Source organism: Loktanella sp. D2R18, from assembly GCF_003318235.1.
In the GTDB taxonomy this organism is placed as follows: domain Bacteria; phylum Pseudomonadota; class Alphaproteobacteria; order Rhodobacterales; family Rhodobacteraceae; genus Yoonia.
Genome location: NZ_QOCG01000030.1, coordinates 245,425 through 261,851 on the forward strand (window position 1 = coordinate 245,425; position 16,427 = coordinate 261,851).

Consider the following 16,427-nt stretch of genomic DNA (forward strand, 5'->3'; position numbering starts at 1 on the left):
CAATTGCGAAAACGCGAACGGACAATGGACCCAACAAATGTGCATAAGATCGGATATCCCAAATGACTGACCGCGTAATTGTTGGCACGCTTGGCGGCTCTTTTGGCGTCAAAGGCGAAATCCGTCTTAAGTCCTTTTGCGCGGATCCCGCGGCAATCGCCGATTACACCCCACTTTATACCGAACGTGGCCGTTCCTTTGACCAGATGGTTCTGACCGGTCAGCTCAAGAACGGATTTACCGCCCGCGTCGACGGTATCACCACCAAAGAAGACGCCGACGCGCTGCGCAACCTCAGCCTATATGCTGATCGGGATGTGCTACCGTCGCTGCCTGACGATGAGTATTACTATGCCGATCTGATCGGCCTGACCGTGCTGGATACAGGCGGCGTGACATTGGGCACCGTTAAGAATGTCATGGACCATGGCGCGGGCGATCTGCTTGAACTGATCGTGCCGGGGCAATCTGACACAATCCTACTGCCCTTCACAAAAGCCGCCGTGCCCACCGTTGATCTCTCTGCGGGCCGCATCATCGCTGACCCGCCCGAAGGGCTGTTTACCCAAGCGGATCAAGATACCGCTGAATAAGCGCGCGCAGCTTTTCGCGCCGCCCCGCATTGCGTGCATAGCGTAAAAACGCCCGGTACAGATACCAGCCATAAAAATAGCGCAAAACCGTATCGACTTCCCCCTCGGGCAAGGCAGCAGCCTGCGCAAAAGCCGCCACCTGCGTGGCCTCAATCCCCAACGCGCCGGATATTGCCTCAGATTTTAATGCAACATGATGTAAAAAATGGGCCAATTCGCGCGCCAGCGGCACTTTGGCCGCCGTGCCCGTGTCAAACCCGTAAAGCACCCGGGACTCGATCCGAAAATTATGCGGCGCGAAATCACCATGCCCCGCGACCCGACAAATCCTGGCACCTTTAAGCGCGTGGGTCTGAAACCGCAGGTCTTCGCGCAACTCTTGCGCCAACGTCCAATCATCCCCTTCCAATCCATTGCGAGGGATCATCTTTAGCTTCTTTTGCCAATACATCGCCGAAAGATGTGCCTCTGCGCGGCGTTGACCAACGTATGTCGCATGCCAACGTCCCGCTTGGTCCAATAGCGCCCCATGATAAGGCACCCCCGGCACGCGCGACACGACCAGAACCCCATGCTGCGGGTCTGCGGCAATGAGCTGATTAATCTGGCAATCGCCCGCGCACATCTGCAGGCCAACCAAAGCCAAATCGCTCTGCATCTTCGCCACGAGATCAGGCGCGTTCGGTCGCGCGATATGGCGCACAACGACCTGTTCACCTTGATAAACTGCCGCGAAAACGCCTGTGTGGGCTTTTGCACCCAGCAAAGCGCCACGCGTGATTTGTCGCAGCAACGCGCTCTGCGCCTGCGCCGCATCCCACCGCGCGATGGCGGCGTTTTGTTCGGTCCCGCGATCCAGCAATCTGTTGAAATCTGTGCTCATCCATTACCCCTCTGGCCAATGTTGCCCCTTTCCCAGAACGGTGTCATCCCCTAGAACCTGCCTATGTCTGAACAAACGCCCCCCAAACCCGCTGGCAAAGCTGCTGGTCGCATTTCCGTCCGGCCCACGCTGAAACCCCGTGAGCTGATGACCGATACGCCTGAACTTGCCGGATCATGGACCGCGCAAATCCTGACGCTGTTTCCACAGGCCTTTCCTGGGGTTTTGGGCGAAAGCCTGACCGGAAAAGCGTTACAAGACGGGCGTTGGCAAATGCAAACCTATGATCTGCGCGAATATGGCATCGGCAAACATCGCAATGTCGATGATACCCCGGCTGGTGGTGGCGCAGGTATGGTGCTACGCGCCGATGTGCTAGAGGCTGCAATCAGGGATGCGCGCGCCGGGGCCACAGGCGTGATGCCAATGGTCTACCTCAGCCCGCGCGGACAGCGGTTTGACCAGAACATGGCCCGCAACTGGGCGCGCACGGATGGGGTGACCATGTTATGCGGTCGGTTTGAAGGCGTGGATGAGCGCATTTTACAACATTTTGGCATCCAAGAGGTTTCCTTGGGTGATTTTGTCATGACCGGCGGTGAAATCGCCGCCCAAGCCATGATCGATGCCACCGTGCGGCTGCTGCCCGGCGTACTAGGCAACGCCGAAAGCGCGGTCGAGGAAAGCCACTCCAACGGCCTGTTAGAGCACCCGCAATACACCAAACCCGCCGAATGGCAGGGCCACGCGATCCCCGAAGTGCTGCTTTCCGGCAACCACGCGAAGATTGCGCAATGGCGGCGCGAGATGTCAGAGAAGATCACGCAGGAGCGACGGCCGGATTTGTGGGAACAGCATAAGAAGAATTAGATGAACTAAATACAAATAAAGTAGCAAAGAAAATTTATGCATTTTCCTAAGAGATTTACCAAATTTGAAGCAATAACATATCTCATAGTTATAGTATTTCTTGGCTCGGTTTACTTAATTTCCAAGAGCGCAGCCGCCCAATCGAATTTGTGGAAAGAAATGTCTGCGCCAGATAGCCAACTTGCGACATCGCTCTCTATTGGCGTGCCCGCACTCATATTTATAGCGACGATGACGGCTTTCTGCCTGCGACCACCTTCACGGTTGATGACGCGGATACAGCCCCCTGCGAGAATTATTTCGGATACCGTGGCCTCAAAAGTAGCGTTTGTTCTTTTTTGGTTAGGTGTTGCTGGCTTTGGGTTAGTTCGGATCATCATTATTCCCGGTTTACGCTAGCGGGCAAGAAGTAACTCCGTCCGTTCTTACCCTTGATCGCCCCCCCTTATCATCCTATACGCAGCCATTCCCGGTCGGCTTGCTGATTCCGGGTGTTGGTTTATGGAACCATCTGGGTTTTGAGCGGGTCTGCGTTGATCCTTAACTCACCAGTCGGACCGGACAACCACAATAAACAATGATGACGCATCTCTGGCGGGCGCAAAGGCGGACCCGGTAACGACGCAGAGCTCTGAGCCACGCAAACAAACATTGCGGATAACCGCAAGTATTTCAAAGGAGCCGTCAGATGGATCTGATTGCACAACTCGAAGCGGAGCAAGTTGCTGCGCTGGGGAAAGAAATCCCCGATTTTAAAGCGGGTGACACCATCCGCGTTGGTTACAAAGTAACCGAAGGCACACGTACCCGTGTGCAGAACTACGAAGGCGTTTGCATCGCCCGTAAGAACGGCAAAGGCATTGCTGGTTCGTTCACAGTTCGCAAGATTTCCTTTGGTGAAGGCGTGGAACGTGTGTTCCCACTGCATTCAACAAACATCGACAACATCACCGTGGTTCGCCGTGGTCGCGTACGTCGCGCGAAACTTTACTACCTGCGCTCGCGCCGTGGTAAATCCGCACGTATCGCAGAAGTCACCAACTACAAAGCGCCTAAGGGCGCCCAAGCGTAAGGATTGCTGTCATGAAAAAAGATATCCATCCCGATTACCACTTCATCGACGTCAAAATGACCGATGGCACAGTGGTTCAGATGAAATCCACTTGGGGCAAAGAAGGCGACCAAATGGCGCTCGACATCGACCCATCTGTGCACCCAGCATGGAACGGCGGCTCAACCCGTCTGATGGATGCTGGCGGTCGTGTTTCTAAGTTCAAAAACAAATACGCTGGTTTGGGCTTCTAAACAGCGCGGTGGATCAAGATCCACCCTACGTATTCCAAACGCCGCGCATGCAAATGTGCGGCGTTTTGCGTTGCTTGTTGATTAATATGAGCCACCATTGATACGTAGATAACGCTCCAACACATCCGCTTCAATTTCACGATCCACGTCATCAGCAAACGAAAACTCTATCGCCCTTGCGGCTTCGCTATCCGCGCTGAATAGATATACACCGCCACAGAGCTCATCCATAACGGTTAAGTCGAGTGGATCCTGTGTAGGTTGTTCTTCGCCACTTCCACGCATCAATGGACGGACAAATGGCAACCTTCCTTCCAACGCCACGACATAGCTGTTTGAGACGGATTCGCCGGGCATCGACGGCGCTCTATGGTCTGTGCCTCATCCCAATTGGTCGCCAAAATCCAAATGGTTCCAAACAAACGAAATCTCGGACGGCGCATTGCCTTTGAGGCTCTCTAAGGCCGTGAAGTCAATCACGGCGTAGCGCCGCGGACCATACTGACCTACATTGTAGACATAGGAATAGCCTTTGATAAGGCCACTCACAATGATATCAGCGGAAAGGAGGCGCCGGAGGTCTATCGGGTTTTCGGCAGGTACGACGCATGCTACGGCTGGATTAGTAACCACAAGAAAAACGACTGCCGAACTGCAAGGCTTAAGACAGAATTTAAATAATCCATCATGCCATCACTAAAGCATCTCCTTTCAAGAAAGAGAATAAAGTTCAGCGAACATATTTTCGAAAAATCTGCTTTATACTCTGAGTAAATAGAACAGGCTTCGCGACCCATATGCACCACCCACTTAGCAGCCTCATCGATCAAATCGTCACAAATGCTGAAAAGCGCGGTGATTTCGACGATCTTACTGGCGCAGGCAAGCCCCTGCCCGGTTTGGATGATCCGCAAAATGCCGTCCTAAACCGAATCATGCGCGAGGCTGACGCGAAATCACCAGCTGTAATCTTGCGTCAACAAATTCTTGCATCGCAAGAGCGCCTAAAAACGCTGACCGATATGGCCACACGTAAAGAGGAAATGCTCGTCCTCTCCGAACTCCACACAAAACTCGCGATTGAGATGGAAGCATTTCGTAAATACGGGTAGCCGCCCCGAGATTATCCCGAGGCGGAAGTTTTCCTTAGGCTGCGCGCGAACGCCCGCCACCGCCGCCGCCATTGCGCCGACGCCCACCACCGGGCTTGCCGCCGCCGGGTTTCCCACCGCCTGCGTGACGACCGCCACCTCCGCCGCCACGGCGGCCGCCACCGCCACCACCGTTAGGGCGTTTTTTCTGACCAGGTTTGATTTCCCACGGGCGCCCAGAAGCGACCGGAATTGTTTCCTTCATCACTTTTTCGATGTCTTGCAGCTCGATCATCTCGTCGGGTGCAACCAATGCAATGGCGCAGCCTTCTGCGCCTGCACGTGCCGTCCGACCAATCCGGTGAACATAATTGTCCGCAACATTGGGCATGTCATAGTTGTAGACGTGACGCACATCAGGAATGTCGATCCCGCGCGCCGCGACATCGGTAGCCACAAGTACCCGGACTTTGCCGGATTTAAATGCGGTGATCGCCCGGTCGCGCTGGCCTTGGCTTTTGTTGCCGTGGATCGATGCGGCGGCAAAGCCTTTGCTTTCAAGGACTTTATACAGTTTTTCACAACCGTGCTTGGTCCGCCCAAAAACAAGCGCCAATTCATCGCGATGCTTGTCCAGAAGCTCGATCAGCAAATCGGTCTTAGCCGCTTGCGCCACAAAATGCACGGATTGCGCGATTTTCTTGGCCGCCTGTCCCGGTGGGTTTACCTGCACGCGCACCGCATCTTTAAGGTAGGTCGACGCCAATTCTGACATCAGTTTCGGCATCGTCGCCGAGAACATCATCGTCTGGCGCTCTTTGGCAAGTAGTGGCGCGATTTGGCGCAGCGCATGGATAAAGCCCATGTCAAGCATTTGGTCGGCTTCGTCCAAAACAAGGTAAATTGTTTCGTCCAAACGCACTGCGCGGCGGTCGATCAGGTCGATCAAACGGCCAGGCGTCGCAACCAGCAGGTCAACACCCGCAGCAAGCCGTTTGGTTTGCGCCGAAATCCCAGCGCCACCAACCACAAGCGCCACTTTCAGGTGGCTCCCTTTGGTATAAGCGGTCAGGTTCTCGGAAATCTGTTTGGCCAATTCGCGTGTCGGCGCAAGGATCAGCCCACGCGCCGTCTTTGGGCTTGGCTTAACGCCTGCCTTCATCAGTGCGTTGATCATCGGCAGGCCAAAGGCCGCCGTTTTCCCGGTGCCCGTCTGGGCTAAACCCATCACATCCCGGCCGTTCATGGCATGCGGAATGGCTTGGGTTTGAATGGGCGTGGGATCGGTGATCCCTTGTTCTTTGAGTACATTTACAAGGCGGGGCGCTAGCCCCAGCATATCAAAATCCATGTGATGGATATCCTATCTGTTCAGCGGATCGTCAAAACCCGCGCAAAGGTATGGGCACACAGCCGAACGCTGTGAATCCAAAGCAAGGTTGCGCCATATGCTGACAGCCTGAACCGCATCGTCCGGGCGCCGATTTGGCGCGGGACCCCTGCGTGATGTGGGAACCTGGAAGTTAACGATGCCTTGCGAATGACTATGCGTCTCGCTCTGCTCACGCGGCAGCTTGCATCGGTTACCCTGCACATGGGCTTTGTTAACACTTCTGTCAAGGGCGCGTTGCAATGTGTATCCGACACGGCACGTAAAAGCGAGATTCACACACCTCATCACTTCCCCTACGTATCCCCACCGCATATAGTGTGCCAAAGCATATTCTGTGGGGATAGATTGCGTGGCACATATAATTGTCGTCGGAAATGAAAAAGGCGGCGCGGGGAAATCTACCGTGTCAATGCATGTCGCGACGGCCTTGGCGCGTATGGGGCACCGCGTCGGGACCCTTGACCTTGATTTACGGCAAAAAACGCTTGGGCGCTACGTCGCGAACCGTCAGCAGTTTCTAACCCAGAAAGGGTTAGACCTGCCGTCGCCCAGTTACCACGAACTACCCGAAATCGATCAAACCAGCTTGAAACCCGGCGAAAACGCCTTTGACCATCGTTTGTCAATGGCGGTTTCCGAAATGGAATCCGACAATGATTTCATCTTGATCGACTGTCCGGGATCACACACCCGGCTGAGCCAAGTCGCGCATAGCCTTGCTGATACGCTGATCACCCCGCTGAATGATAGCTTTGTTGACTTTGACCTGCTCGCGCATGTCGATAGCGATGGTGACGAAATCACCGGGCCATCAGTCTATTCCGAAATGGTCTGGAATGCGCGACAACTGCGCGCGCAGGCCGGGTTAAAGCCAATTGATTGGGTGGTTGTGCGCAACCGTATGGGCGCCCAAGCCATGGTGAACAAAGAAAAAATGCAACGCGCCATTACCAAACTTGCTAAACGTGTTGGGTTCCGCACGGCCCCCGGTTTTAACGAGCGGGTCATTTTCCGTGAACTGTTCCCGCGCGGACTGACCTTGCTGGATTTACGCGACATTGGGGTCAAAGGGATGAACATTTCAAACGTGGCGGCCCGCCAAGAACTGCGCGAGTTGATCAAGGCGCTCGACCTACCCGGTGTAACGCCTAACTTCTAAATTTCACAAAGAAACGCTTTCGTAATCAAGTTTTGCGACCTAAGTATTCTGGTGAATATGGGGAGAACTTGTTGTGCAGAAAATAATTACGCTCCAGCGTTATACAACGATTACCGTTGTGGCCGTCTTAACGTTGATCACATTCTTCTTGGGGCTTTGGTTCCCTTGGGTGTTTATTCTATGCGTGATATTTGCGGCGCTGACGCTTGTCGGTATCCGCGACATGCGTCAGAACCACCATTCGATTTTGCGCAATTACCCCGTGCTGGGGCATTTACGCTATCTGTTCGAACAAATTCGTCCCGAAATACGGCAATACCTGATCGAAAGTGATCAAGAAGAACAACCCTTTAGCCGTGAACAACGCTCGCTTGTCTATCAACGCTCAAAAGGAGCCGAAGATAAACGTCCATTTGGCACGCAGGAAAAAGTATACGAAGCTGGATATTCTTGGCTGACCCATTCAGTCCAGCCCGTGCATTTTACCGATACGGATTTTCGCGTCACCGTCGGCGGCCCTGACTGTAAACAGCCCTACAGCGCGTCGCTGTACAATATTTCTGCGATGAGCTTTGGGTCGCTCTCGGCCAACGCCATTCAGGCATTGAATACAGGCGCAAAAATTGGCGGATTTGCACATGACACTGGCGAAGGTGGTATCAGCCGTTACCATCGCGAGCCCGGTGGTGATCTGATCTATGAAATCGGGTCGGGTTATTTTGGTTGCCGCAATGACGACGGGTCGTTCTCTGCCGAAAAATTCGCAAAGCAAGCCTCTAAAGATCAGGTTAAAATGATCGAAATTAAGCTCAGCCAAGGCGCAAAACCCGGCCATGGCGGGATGCTCCCCGCCTCCAAAATCACACCTGAAATCGCCGAAGCACGTGATATCCCGATGGGCGTAGATTGCGTGTCGCCTGCAGCGCATAGCGCGTTTTCGTCACCGCTTGAACTGATGGATTTCATCGGGCTTTTACGCGAAAAATCGGGCGGCAAACCGGTTGGGTTTAAGTTATGCATCGGCCACCGCCGCGAGTTTATGTGCATGGTCAAAGCCATGCTCGAGACTGGGATTATTCCAGATTTCATCGTCGTGGATGGCACCGAAGGCGGCACGGGTGCCGCCCCGCTTGAATTTTCCAATCATGTCGGAATGCCGATGGTCGAAGGGCTGACATTTGTTCACAATACTTTGCGCGGCGCGGGTATCCGGGACCAGATAAAGGTCGGTGCCGCAGGGAAAATCGTCAGTGCGTTTGACATCGCGCGCGCCTTGTCGCTTGGCGCGGATTGGTGCAACTCTGCGCGCGGTTATATGTTTGCAATCGGCTGTATTCAGGCGCAGGCTTGTCACACTAACCACTGCCCCGTTGGTGTCACCACCCAAGATCCCCTACGTCAGCAAGCGTTGAATGTTGGAGACAAAGCAAAACGTGTGGCACGCTTCCACGCCAACACGTTGAAAGCACTAGGTGAAATGGCCGGTGCCGCCGGGCTCAGCGATCCTTGCGATTTTTTACCATACCACTTTATGACGCGCCGCGGTGACGGGCAAATGACCGAAGCAAACGATGTCTACAAATATCTGCCCGTCGGTTTCTTGCTTGACGATAGCAGCGACGAAGTCATCTATAAAGAACGCTGGACACGCGCGAGCGCTGACAGCTTTGCGCCGCCAGAAGACCGCAAGTAACTACTCCTTGACGTCGCCCTGACGGGGCGGCGTTTGCCCCAACGCGCGCATAAACAGGCTTACACGCGGGGCAGCCCCGGTGACACTGCGCGACCTATTGCGCAGAACCGGGGTGTTTTCAGAGGTCCCTCTGCTTTCGCGCAACACAATATACAGCCCGCTGACGATAATAATGCTGGCACCAACGCCCGTATAAATATCGGGTGTTTCTTCGAAAAACAGCATTCCAAATATAGTCGCCCAAACAATTTGGCTGTATTGCATTGGCGCGATAATTGCGGCTTCGCCCGCGCGATAGGCCAAAATAACCAAGAAACTTGCGACCCACGCAAACAGTGCGATCACCCCAAGCATCCCGAGGTGTTCAATCGGCATTGGTTTGTAGAAAAATGGCAAGGTGCAGGCCATAAGAACAAAGTTCGCGACCATCGGATAGATCATCATCACAATCGGGCGTTCATCGGCACCGATTTTGCGTACAGTGATTGACGCAATCGCCCCGCCAACAGCCGACGCCAACGCGGCGAGATGCCCAAGCGTCAGGTCTGTATCTCCCGGGCGTAAAACAACCAAAACCCCAACCAAACCTAGAAGTACGGCGAGCCAGCGTCGCAACCGTACTTTCTCACCCAAAACAGGGATCGCAAGCACCGTGATTAACAGTGGTGTCGCGAAAAGAATTGCATAGACCTGCGCCAACGGCAGGACCGAAAACGCATAGAATGCGCAAACACCAGTGACCGTGGCCGCCGCAGTGCGCAACGCCATCCACCAAGGATGCGCCGGTAGCAAATTCCCCGGTGTTGTGTCTCGTATCAGCATCACAGTCGCCAACGGAAAACTAAGCAAGACGCTAAAAAACACAATCTGGAATGGTGCGTAAGTCGCTCCAAGAACTTTGATAATCACGTCATGGGTCGCAAAAACCGCAAAGGCGATCAGCGCAAAAAGGGCGCCTTTGACATTAGAGGACATCTTGGAACTTTCTGGCAGTTGTTAAGTATAGACAAAAAGAAATTGCCCGCCCCTGTCAAGATCGGCCTATATGGGCATCAATCGACAAGGGCGGGCAAAAGACGGTCCAAACCCGTAAGGGGCTTAGGCGATGCGCCGCTAGTTACAGTGACGCGTCGAGCGCTTCCAAGATCACATCACCCATTTGCGTGGTCGAAAGCGGCGTGCCGCCTTCTGGCCCCATCAGGTCGCCTGTGCGGGCGCCATTCGCCAATACCGTTTCGATCGCCGCTTCGAGACGATCCGCTTCGGTTCCCATGTCGAACGAATAGCGAAGCGCCATTGCGAACGACAAGATGCACGCGATTGGGTTAGCCTTAGCTTGGCCCGTGATGTCAGGTGCTGACCCGTGAACCGGTTCATACATCGCCTTTGGGCGCCCGTTTGCCATTGGCACACCCAAGGACGCCGAGGGCAACATGCCAAGCGAGCCGGTCAACATCGCCGCGCAATCTGACAAAATATCGCCAAACAGGTTGTCTGTATAGATCACGTCGAACTGCTTAGGCGCGCGCACCAACTGCATCGCGCCGTTGTCAGCGTACATATGAGACAATTCAACTTCGGGGTAATCTGCGTGCACTTCGGTCACGACATCACGCCACAAAATGCCCGATTCCATCACGTTCGCTTTTTCCATCGAACATAGGCGTTTGTCGCGTTTCATCGCCAGTTCAAACGCTGCACGCGCGCCGCGCTCAATCTCGGCTTCGGTGTAGCGCTGGGTGTTGACGCCCACACGCAGGTTATCTTCCATATGGATGCCGCGCGGCTCGCCAAAGTAAACGCCAGAAGTCAATTCGCGCACGATCATGATATCCAGACCCGAAACCAACTCAGGCTTCAGCGAAGAAAAATCTGCAAGCGCGTCAAAACATTGCGCCGGGCGCAGGTTTGCGAACAAGTCCATTTCTTTGCGCAAACGCAGCAAGCCGCGTTCCGGCTTTACGCTGAAATCAAGGTCGTCGTATTTCGGGCCGCCCACGGCGCCCAAAAGAACGGCGTCAACTTCTTGCGCTTTGGCCATTGTGTCGTCGTGCAGCGGCACGCCGTGTTTGTCATAGGCTGCGCCGCCGACAAGGTCCTCGGACACGTCAAACGTCACACCGCGTTTGTCACCAAACCAGCCGATAACGCGCTTCACCTCGTCCATAACTTCGGGGCCGATGCCGTCACCGGCGAGGATCAAAAGGGAGGGGTTTGCCATATGTCTGGTCCTTGGTTGCATAAGTTGCACGAGGCCTAGCGCGCCCATACCAAATGTTCAAGATACCAAGGGCCGCAAGCCTTGCTCTAACAGGTTCCAAACCCGCCTTATCCGGGGGGTCTGACGCATCGCCGCATGGGCGGTTAGCCATACCGGCAATTTGGGCAGCGGAAAGTCAACGTCGATCGCCGCTTTCGAAAATGCGGGGTGGAGTGTCCGCCAATATGACCGCAAAACTGATGATATGACCCGCGCGGCGATGGGCGCGGATGTCATTGTCAACGGGTTGAACCCGCCCAACTATCACAACTGGTCACTGCTCATCCCTCAGATAACTGCGCAGGTTATCACAGCCGCAAAGGCCAGTGGGGCGACCGTGATTGTTCCGGCCAATCTCTATAACTTTGGCGATAATCCTGGCACGCTTGATGAAAACACCCCACACCGCCCAAACACGCGCAAAGGTGAAATTCGGGTCGCGATGGAAAAAACATATGCTGAATCTGGCGTGCAAACGATCCTGCTACGCGCTGGAAACTTTATCGACCCCAATGGCAATGGCGATATCATGAGTGTCGCAACCATGCGCAAAAGTAAACTGACAAGCATGGGACCGCCCGCAACGTTGCAAGCCTATTGCTACACACCTGATTGGGCCCGCGCGGCGGTCATGCTCGCCGAGCAGCGTCATCAGTTGGATACCTTTGAAGATATCCCGTTTCCCGGACATGCGTTCACAAACGATCAGTTAAAGGACGCGCTCGAAACTCACGTTGGTCGATCCATTAAACTGACTACATTTCCGTGGTGGGTGATGCGACTATTGTCACCCGTTTGGGAGCTTGCGCGCGAAATGAAAGAAATGCGTTATCTCTACGCCATGCCCCATCAAGTTTCGGCGACGAAGTTCAACAGTATTTTGCCGGATTTCAAAGCCACGGATATTGCAACCGTCATGTATGCGGGCTTACCGCGCGATATCTACCCAGACGAGCCAATGAGGGCCCGCACCCAAACTCCGGTCAAGCAGTGACGGGTCATCAGGCGCAGGCATGTAAACGCCTGCGTCAACCACTCTCCAATCTTGCGAGGGCAGCACATAACTGACCCGCAGCGCCCCCAATTCTGGCCGATCAGACCACGCGGCAGTGGCAATTCCAGGCAAGGGGTCTTGCAGCCGCGGATCGGCCAAAAATGCGGCCATCGCAGACCGCAACCCATCGCCAGCCAACGGGTCAAGATTGGCATTGCCCGCAATCACGAAGCTGCTGGGCGGCGGGCCGTAAGCCCCGTCAAATACATGCGTCCACAGGCGCAGCTCGTCCCGATTGCGCAGCCCGTTACGATCCTCGGGGCCATCAAAGACCGGGGGCGTCGCCGCGAACGCCAAAACATGCACTGGGCCGTCGGCCAACATGACAGGCACAATCCAATGGCTGGTTGACGAAAGCCGCTGAACCGCTGCTACATCTGCAGGCATGGGCGGCAATGTCGCGCCGGGCAGGTCGCGCCATAGAATATCTGATAAATCCGTCACCTCCCCAAGTGGAAACTGCGACAATATCGCGATTCCGCCGTCGCCAGAAAACGTACCGTATCCTTGCGCGTCGCGCGCCTCGCCCAGATGATTGTTCCCATCAAGATCCTGTCCTGTCGGCAGTCCAGCGTTTGAGGGCCCCGCAAATTGATAGGCATAGTCGGCCCCCAACAATCCTGCAAAAGCCGCGAGCGCAAGACCGTCACGGTCGTAGTCAATATCGGTCAGCACAAGCACGTCAGGATCGATGTCAGTGATCACCTGCGCAATTTCTGCGATTTGCGAGTCTTCGCCTTTTTCGATGTCACGCAATAATAGGCCGGGGCCCGCACGGCTGAGCGGGGCCGCATATGTCGCAATGCGGAGCGTTTCTGCAAGGCTCGCCTGTGGCGAACCAATCAGGGTTAGCCCATATAATGCCCAGATGAGGCAGTGCGTTGTGATGCCGCATTTCGTTGCATACGGATCATTTGCGCGACACGGCTGAGTGCGACGCCGCGCATCAAAATACTTGCAGGCAAAAAGGCCCATGCGGCAACCATCCAAAGCAGCGTATGCATATCATCCAAACGAACAGGCGTGCCAAAGCTCGCAAAGAGCTTGAGCACAGCCGGTACCAAGAATGGCAGCAAGAACCCTAATATAACGTTAATGCGGCCGTCTCGCTCCAGCCGTTCGACAACGTCACCGCCTGCCGAATTGAAGGTCGGCAAGTTTACCCAAACATTAAACGGCCCTTCGCGGCGCGGCCATTGCTGCAGCCTTAAAACGATCACAAACCAGATGATAGCAAAGGCCGAGATCATATAGCTTAGCCCAGCCCCGTCACGCACACGGGCCACCATCTGCGCAGAGGTATCTTGCGGCAACATCAAAACCATGAGCCGCACTGGCGAATAGGGAAAATCAGCCGCAGCACCGATGCCCGCCCCCGCTTGCTGAAAAAGCTCAGTGATCCCCGAGGGGCTGACATAACCCCGAAATACCATCGACAGGCACAGAACTGTGGCAAATAGGGTTGTAAAGCGCACCCGATTAAACGGTGGCGCTTCACGAAATTCAATGATGCTCGGACTGGCAGAACTATATTCAGCGATCGTAAAGATTGCAGCGAAAATAGCAAAAAGCACAACGATTTGAAGATTGTCCTGCGCGTCGCGCGGCAGCAGAAGCGCGGGCATCACGACAAGTATCACGACCATAAAGGCACGTATGATTGCACCTGATAGGCGGGTAAACACGCTGATCAATCCCCTCATAGATCTAGCGATTAAATCTCGCTACGTATTGTACGCAGATTGCATTTTATTATGCAACTTCAACATAGTATCTATCCGAAGTACATGCGGATATTTTTAAAAGCCTCAGTCCCAATGGGCATTCATGTAAGAAGCCCCTAAAAACCACATTATCCACGAAGTGTCACGAATTTGAAGAATTATGCAATGAAATTCATGCATTGTCTCTAAAATAGAAAAGGCCGCGACGTTTCGCGGCCTCTTCAAAAACAATTAAAAGCGGATCACACCCACGGGCGCTCTGCGGCTGCTGTGGCTTCAAAGCTGTCAATTGCAGCCACTTTTTCGAGCGACAACCCAATGTCATCCAACCCGTTAAGCAAGCAGTGTTTCTTGAACGCATCCACCTCAAAGCTAAACACATCGCCATCTGATGACGTGATGGTTTGCGCTTCAAGATCAACTTCGATCCGCGCGTTTGAACCTTTTTCAGCGTCTTTCATCAACACATCCACCTGTTCTTGTGACAGCGCAATTGGCAAGATGCCGTTCTTAAAGCAGTTATTGTAGAAGATATCTGCGAACGATGTTGAAATCACGCAAGTGATCCCGAAATCTGCAATCGCCCAAGGCGCGTGTTCGCGCGACGAGCCGCAGCCAAAGTTGTCGCCAGCGACAAGAATTTGCGCGTCGCGGTACTGTGGCTTGTTGAGCACAAAATCAGCGATTTCCGTGCCGTCACGATCAAACCGCATTTCATCAAACAGGTTCGCACCAAGGCCCGAGCGTTTGATGGTTTTCAAAAACTGCTTGGGAATGATCATATCGGTGTCGATGTTGACCAATGGCAGTGGCGCAGCGATGCCGCTCAGTGTGGTGAATTTTTCCATTAGTTCATCTCCCGGATATCGGTCAGGTGACCAGTGATTGCAGCGGCTGCGGCCATTGCGGGTGACATCAGGTGTGTGCGCCCTTGATAGCCTTGGCGGCCTTCAAAGTTGCGATTGGATGTTGATGCACAGCGTTCGCCCGGCGCCAATTGGTCAGGGTTCATCGCAAGGCACATGGAACAGCCCGCAAGCCGCCATTCAAATCCCGCATCGATAAAGATTTGGGCGATGCCTTCTTCTTCGGCTTGGGCACGCACCAGACCAGAACCGGGTACGACCATTGCGCGCATCCCCTCTTTGATTTTTTTGCCTTTCAGCACAGCGGCCGCAGCGCGGAAATCTTCAATCCGGCCGTTGGTGCAAGAGCCGATAAACACCGTGTCGATTTTGATGTCGGACAGTTTTTGACCAACTTCCAGCCCCATATACTCAATTGAACGCTGCACAGCCCCGGCTTTACCGCCCTCAAAGCTGCTTGGATCAGGAACCACACCAGTGATCGGCAGCACGTCTTCGGGTGATGTCCCCCATGTGACCAGTGGTGCGATATCTTCGCCACGGATGGTCAGGACTTTGTCAAAATGCGCGCCTTCGTCAGTGTAAAGCGTTTTCCAATATTCCAACGCCGCGTCCCAATCCGCACCTTTTGGCGCATGTGGGCGACCCTTACAGTAGGCGTATGTGGTCTCATCGGGGGCGATCAGACCAGCGCGTGCGCCGCCCTCGATGGCCATGTTACAGACCGTCATCCGACCTTCCATTGACAGGCTTTGGATGGCTTCACCGCAATATTCAATCACATAGCCAGTTCCGCCAGCAGTACCAGTTTCGCCGATCACAGCCATCGTGATGTCTTTGGCGGTCACACCAGGCGCAAGTTTGCCGGTGATCTCAACTTTCATGTTTTTGGACTTTTTCTGGATCAGCGTTTGCGTGGCCAGAACATGTTCGACCTCGGAAGTCCCGATCCCATGTGCCAATGACCCAAACGCGCCGTGGGTTGCTGTGTGGCTGTCCCCACAAACGACCGTCATGCCGGGCAAGGTCCACCCCTGTTCAGGGCCAACAATATGCACAACGCCCTGACGGACATCGGACACAGGGTAATAGTGCAGGCCAAATTCTTTGGCGTTTGTATCAAGTGCGGCAACCTGAATACGGCTGTCTTCAGTCATTGTGGCCGCATTCGCACGGTCCAATGTCGTCGGCACGTTGTGATCAGGCACCGCGATCGTCTTTTCTGGCGCACGTACTGTGCGGCCAGCCATGCGCAAGCCTTCAAAGGCCTGCGGGCTGGTCACTTCGTGAACCAAGTGGCGGTCAATATAAAGCAAGCATGTGCCGTCGTCAGCTTCGTGTGCGACATGCGCATCCCAGATTTTATCATAGAGCGTTTTGGGGGACATTGTCCTCTCCCGTATCAAATTTTCAGATGTCTTCAGGCGTGCGGAATTGGCAAGGGGATTAACCCTTAGCTAGTATCGTGCAGCTCGCGCCGTAAAACCGCCAAGGCAGCCGGGCACGGTCATCCATGTCAAAAACCTGTTTCATAAC

General features: G+C 54.3%; 18 protein-coding genes and 1 pseudogene. 8 read left to right on the top strand and 11 right to left on the bottom strand.

The window, feature by feature from the left end:
• The first annotated feature begins 62 nt into the window (after positions 1-62).
• Positions 63-593, top strand: coding sequence for a ribosome maturation factor RimM (gene rimM, locus DS901_RS14705; protein ID WP_113777676.1), 531 nt, complete (start codon positions 63-65; stop codon positions 591-593).
• Here the strand turns inward: rimM and DS901_RS14710 are convergent.
• Positions 562-1,476, bottom strand: coding sequence for a hypothetical protein (locus tag DS901_RS14710; protein WP_113777677.1), 915 nt, complete (start codon positions 1,474-1,476; stop codon positions 562-564). The two genes, rimM and DS901_RS14710, sit on opposite strands and share 32 nt — an antisense overlap.
• Positions 1,477-1,539: 63 nt before the next feature.
• On the opposite strand from DS901_RS14710, the gene trmD reads away from it, so the two are divergent.
• The 3 genes from trmD to rpmE all read left to right on the top strand — a co-directional run bounded on the left by trmD (position 1,540) and on the right by rpmE (position 3,651).
• Positions 1,540-2,346 carry a tRNA (guanosine(37)-N1)-methyltransferase TrmD gene (gene trmD, locus DS901_RS14715; RefSeq protein ID WP_113777678.1) on the top strand — a complete coding sequence of 269 codons (807 nt, stop codon included), beginning with the start codon at positions 1,540-1,542 and terminating at the stop codon, positions 2,344-2,346.
• A 688-nt stretch (positions 2,347-3,034) separates the two neighbouring features.
• A complete protein-coding gene (gene rplS / locus DS901_RS14725; RefSeq protein WP_113777680.1) occupies positions 3,035-3,418 on the top strand; it encodes a 50S ribosomal protein L19 in 384 nt (127 codons plus the stop codon).
• Positions 3,419-3,429: 11 nt separating this feature from the next.
• On the top strand, positions 3,430-3,651 hold the full coding sequence (gene rpmE / locus DS901_RS14730) for a 50S ribosomal protein L31 (RefSeq protein ID WP_090199856.1): 222 nt from the start codon (positions 3,430-3,432) through the stop codon (positions 3,649-3,651).
• An 81-nt stretch (positions 3,652-3,732) separates the two neighbouring features.
• On the opposite strand, the gene DS901_RS14735 is transcribed toward rpmE, so the two are convergent.
• Both DS901_RS14735 and DS901_RS18810 read right to left on the bottom strand, forming a co-directional pair.
• Positions 3,733-4,008, bottom strand: a complete 276-nt coding sequence (locus tag DS901_RS14735) for a hypothetical protein (RefSeq protein ID WP_113777681.1) — start codon at positions 4,006-4,008, stop codon at positions 3,733-3,735.
• 24 nt (positions 4,009-4,032) lie between these two features.
• Positions 4,033-4,200, bottom strand: a complete 168-nt coding sequence (locus DS901_RS18810) for a hypothetical protein (RefSeq protein WP_181820885.1) — start codon at positions 4,198-4,200, stop codon at positions 4,033-4,035.
• A gap of 248 nt (positions 4,201-4,448) precedes the next feature.
• On the opposite strand from DS901_RS18810, the gene DS901_RS14740 reads away from it, so the two are divergent.
• A complete protein-coding gene (locus tag DS901_RS14740) occupies positions 4,449-4,763 on the top strand; it encodes a J-domain-containing protein (RefSeq protein ID WP_113777682.1) in 315 nt (104 codons plus the stop codon).
• A 34-nt stretch (positions 4,764-4,797) separates the two neighbouring features.
• Here DS901_RS14740 and DS901_RS14745 read toward each other — a convergent pair whose 3' ends face one another.
• Positions 4,798-6,093 carry a DEAD/DEAH box helicase gene (locus DS901_RS14745; RefSeq protein ID WP_113777683.1) on the bottom strand — a complete coding sequence of 432 codons (1,296 nt, stop codon included), beginning with the start codon at positions 6,091-6,093 and terminating at the stop codon, positions 4,798-4,800.
• A gap of 391 nt (positions 6,094-6,484) precedes the next feature.
• On the opposite strand from DS901_RS14745, the gene DS901_RS14750 reads away from it, so the two are divergent.
• Together DS901_RS14750 and DS901_RS14755 are read left to right on the top strand one after the other, a co-directional pair.
• Complete coding sequence (locus DS901_RS14750) at positions 6,485-7,294, top strand: division plane positioning ATPase MipZ (RefSeq protein ID WP_113777684.1); 810 nt, start codon at positions 6,485-6,487, stop codon at positions 7,292-7,294.
• 73 nt (positions 7,295-7,367) lie between these two features.
• The gene (locus tag DS901_RS14755; protein WP_113777685.1) at positions 7,368-8,987 is read left to right on the top strand and encodes an FMN-binding glutamate synthase family protein; all 1,620 of its coding nucleotides are present in this window, start codon (positions 7,368-7,370) and stop codon (positions 8,985-8,987) included.
• Here DS901_RS14755 and DS901_RS14760 read toward each other — a convergent pair whose 3' ends face one another.
• From DS901_RS14760 to DS901_RS19045, 3 genes and pseudogenes are all read right to left on the bottom strand, one after another.
• A complete protein-coding gene (locus DS901_RS14760; protein WP_113777686.1) occupies positions 8,988-9,962 on the bottom strand; it encodes a DMT family transporter in 975 nt (324 codons plus the stop codon). It lies immediately after the preceding gene.
• Positions 9,963-10,104: 142 nt separating this feature from the next.
• Complete coding sequence (gene leuB, locus DS901_RS14765; protein WP_113777687.1) at positions 10,105-11,208, bottom strand: 3-isopropylmalate dehydrogenase; 1,104 nt, start codon at positions 11,206-11,208, stop codon at positions 10,105-10,107.
• A 57-nt stretch (positions 11,209-11,265) separates the two neighbouring features.
• A pseudogene (locus DS901_RS19045) lies at positions 11,266-11,373 on the bottom strand (LysR family transcriptional regulator); the annotation flags it as partial.
• A 79-nt stretch (positions 11,374-11,452) separates the two neighbouring features.
• On the opposite strand from DS901_RS19045, the gene DS901_RS14775 reads away from it, so the two are divergent.
• Positions 11,453-12,241, top strand: coding sequence for an epimerase (locus DS901_RS14775; RefSeq protein WP_258546745.1), 789 nt, complete (start codon positions 11,453-11,455; stop codon positions 12,239-12,241).
• Here DS901_RS14775 and DS901_RS14780 read toward each other — a convergent pair.
• The 4 genes from DS901_RS14780 to leuC all read right to left on the bottom strand — a co-directional run bounded on the left by DS901_RS14780 (position 12,176) and on the right by leuC (position 16,279).
• On the bottom strand, positions 12,176-13,057 hold the full coding sequence (locus DS901_RS14780) for an endonuclease/exonuclease/phosphatase family protein (RefSeq protein ID WP_258546771.1): 882 nt from the start codon (positions 13,055-13,057) through the stop codon (positions 12,176-12,178). The two genes, DS901_RS14775 and DS901_RS14780, sit on opposite strands and share 66 nt — an antisense overlap.
• A 92-nt stretch (positions 13,058-13,149) precedes the next feature.
• Complete coding sequence (locus DS901_RS19050; RefSeq protein WP_258546746.1) at positions 13,150-14,004, bottom strand: hypothetical protein; 855 nt, start codon at positions 14,002-14,004, stop codon at positions 13,150-13,152.
• Between the two features lie 263 nt (positions 14,005-14,267).
• Positions 14,268-14,873 carry a 3-isopropylmalate dehydratase small subunit gene (gene leuD, locus DS901_RS14790; protein ID WP_113777690.1) on the bottom strand — a complete coding sequence of 202 codons (606 nt, stop codon included), beginning with the start codon at positions 14,871-14,873 and terminating at the stop codon, positions 14,268-14,270.
• Positions 14,873-16,279, bottom strand: coding sequence for a 3-isopropylmalate dehydratase large subunit (gene leuC / locus DS901_RS14795; protein WP_113777691.1), 1,407 nt, complete (start codon positions 16,277-16,279; stop codon positions 14,873-14,875). Before leuC ends, leuD begins: the two co-directional genes overlap by 1 nt.
• Positions 16,280-16,427: the final 148 nt, after the last annotated feature.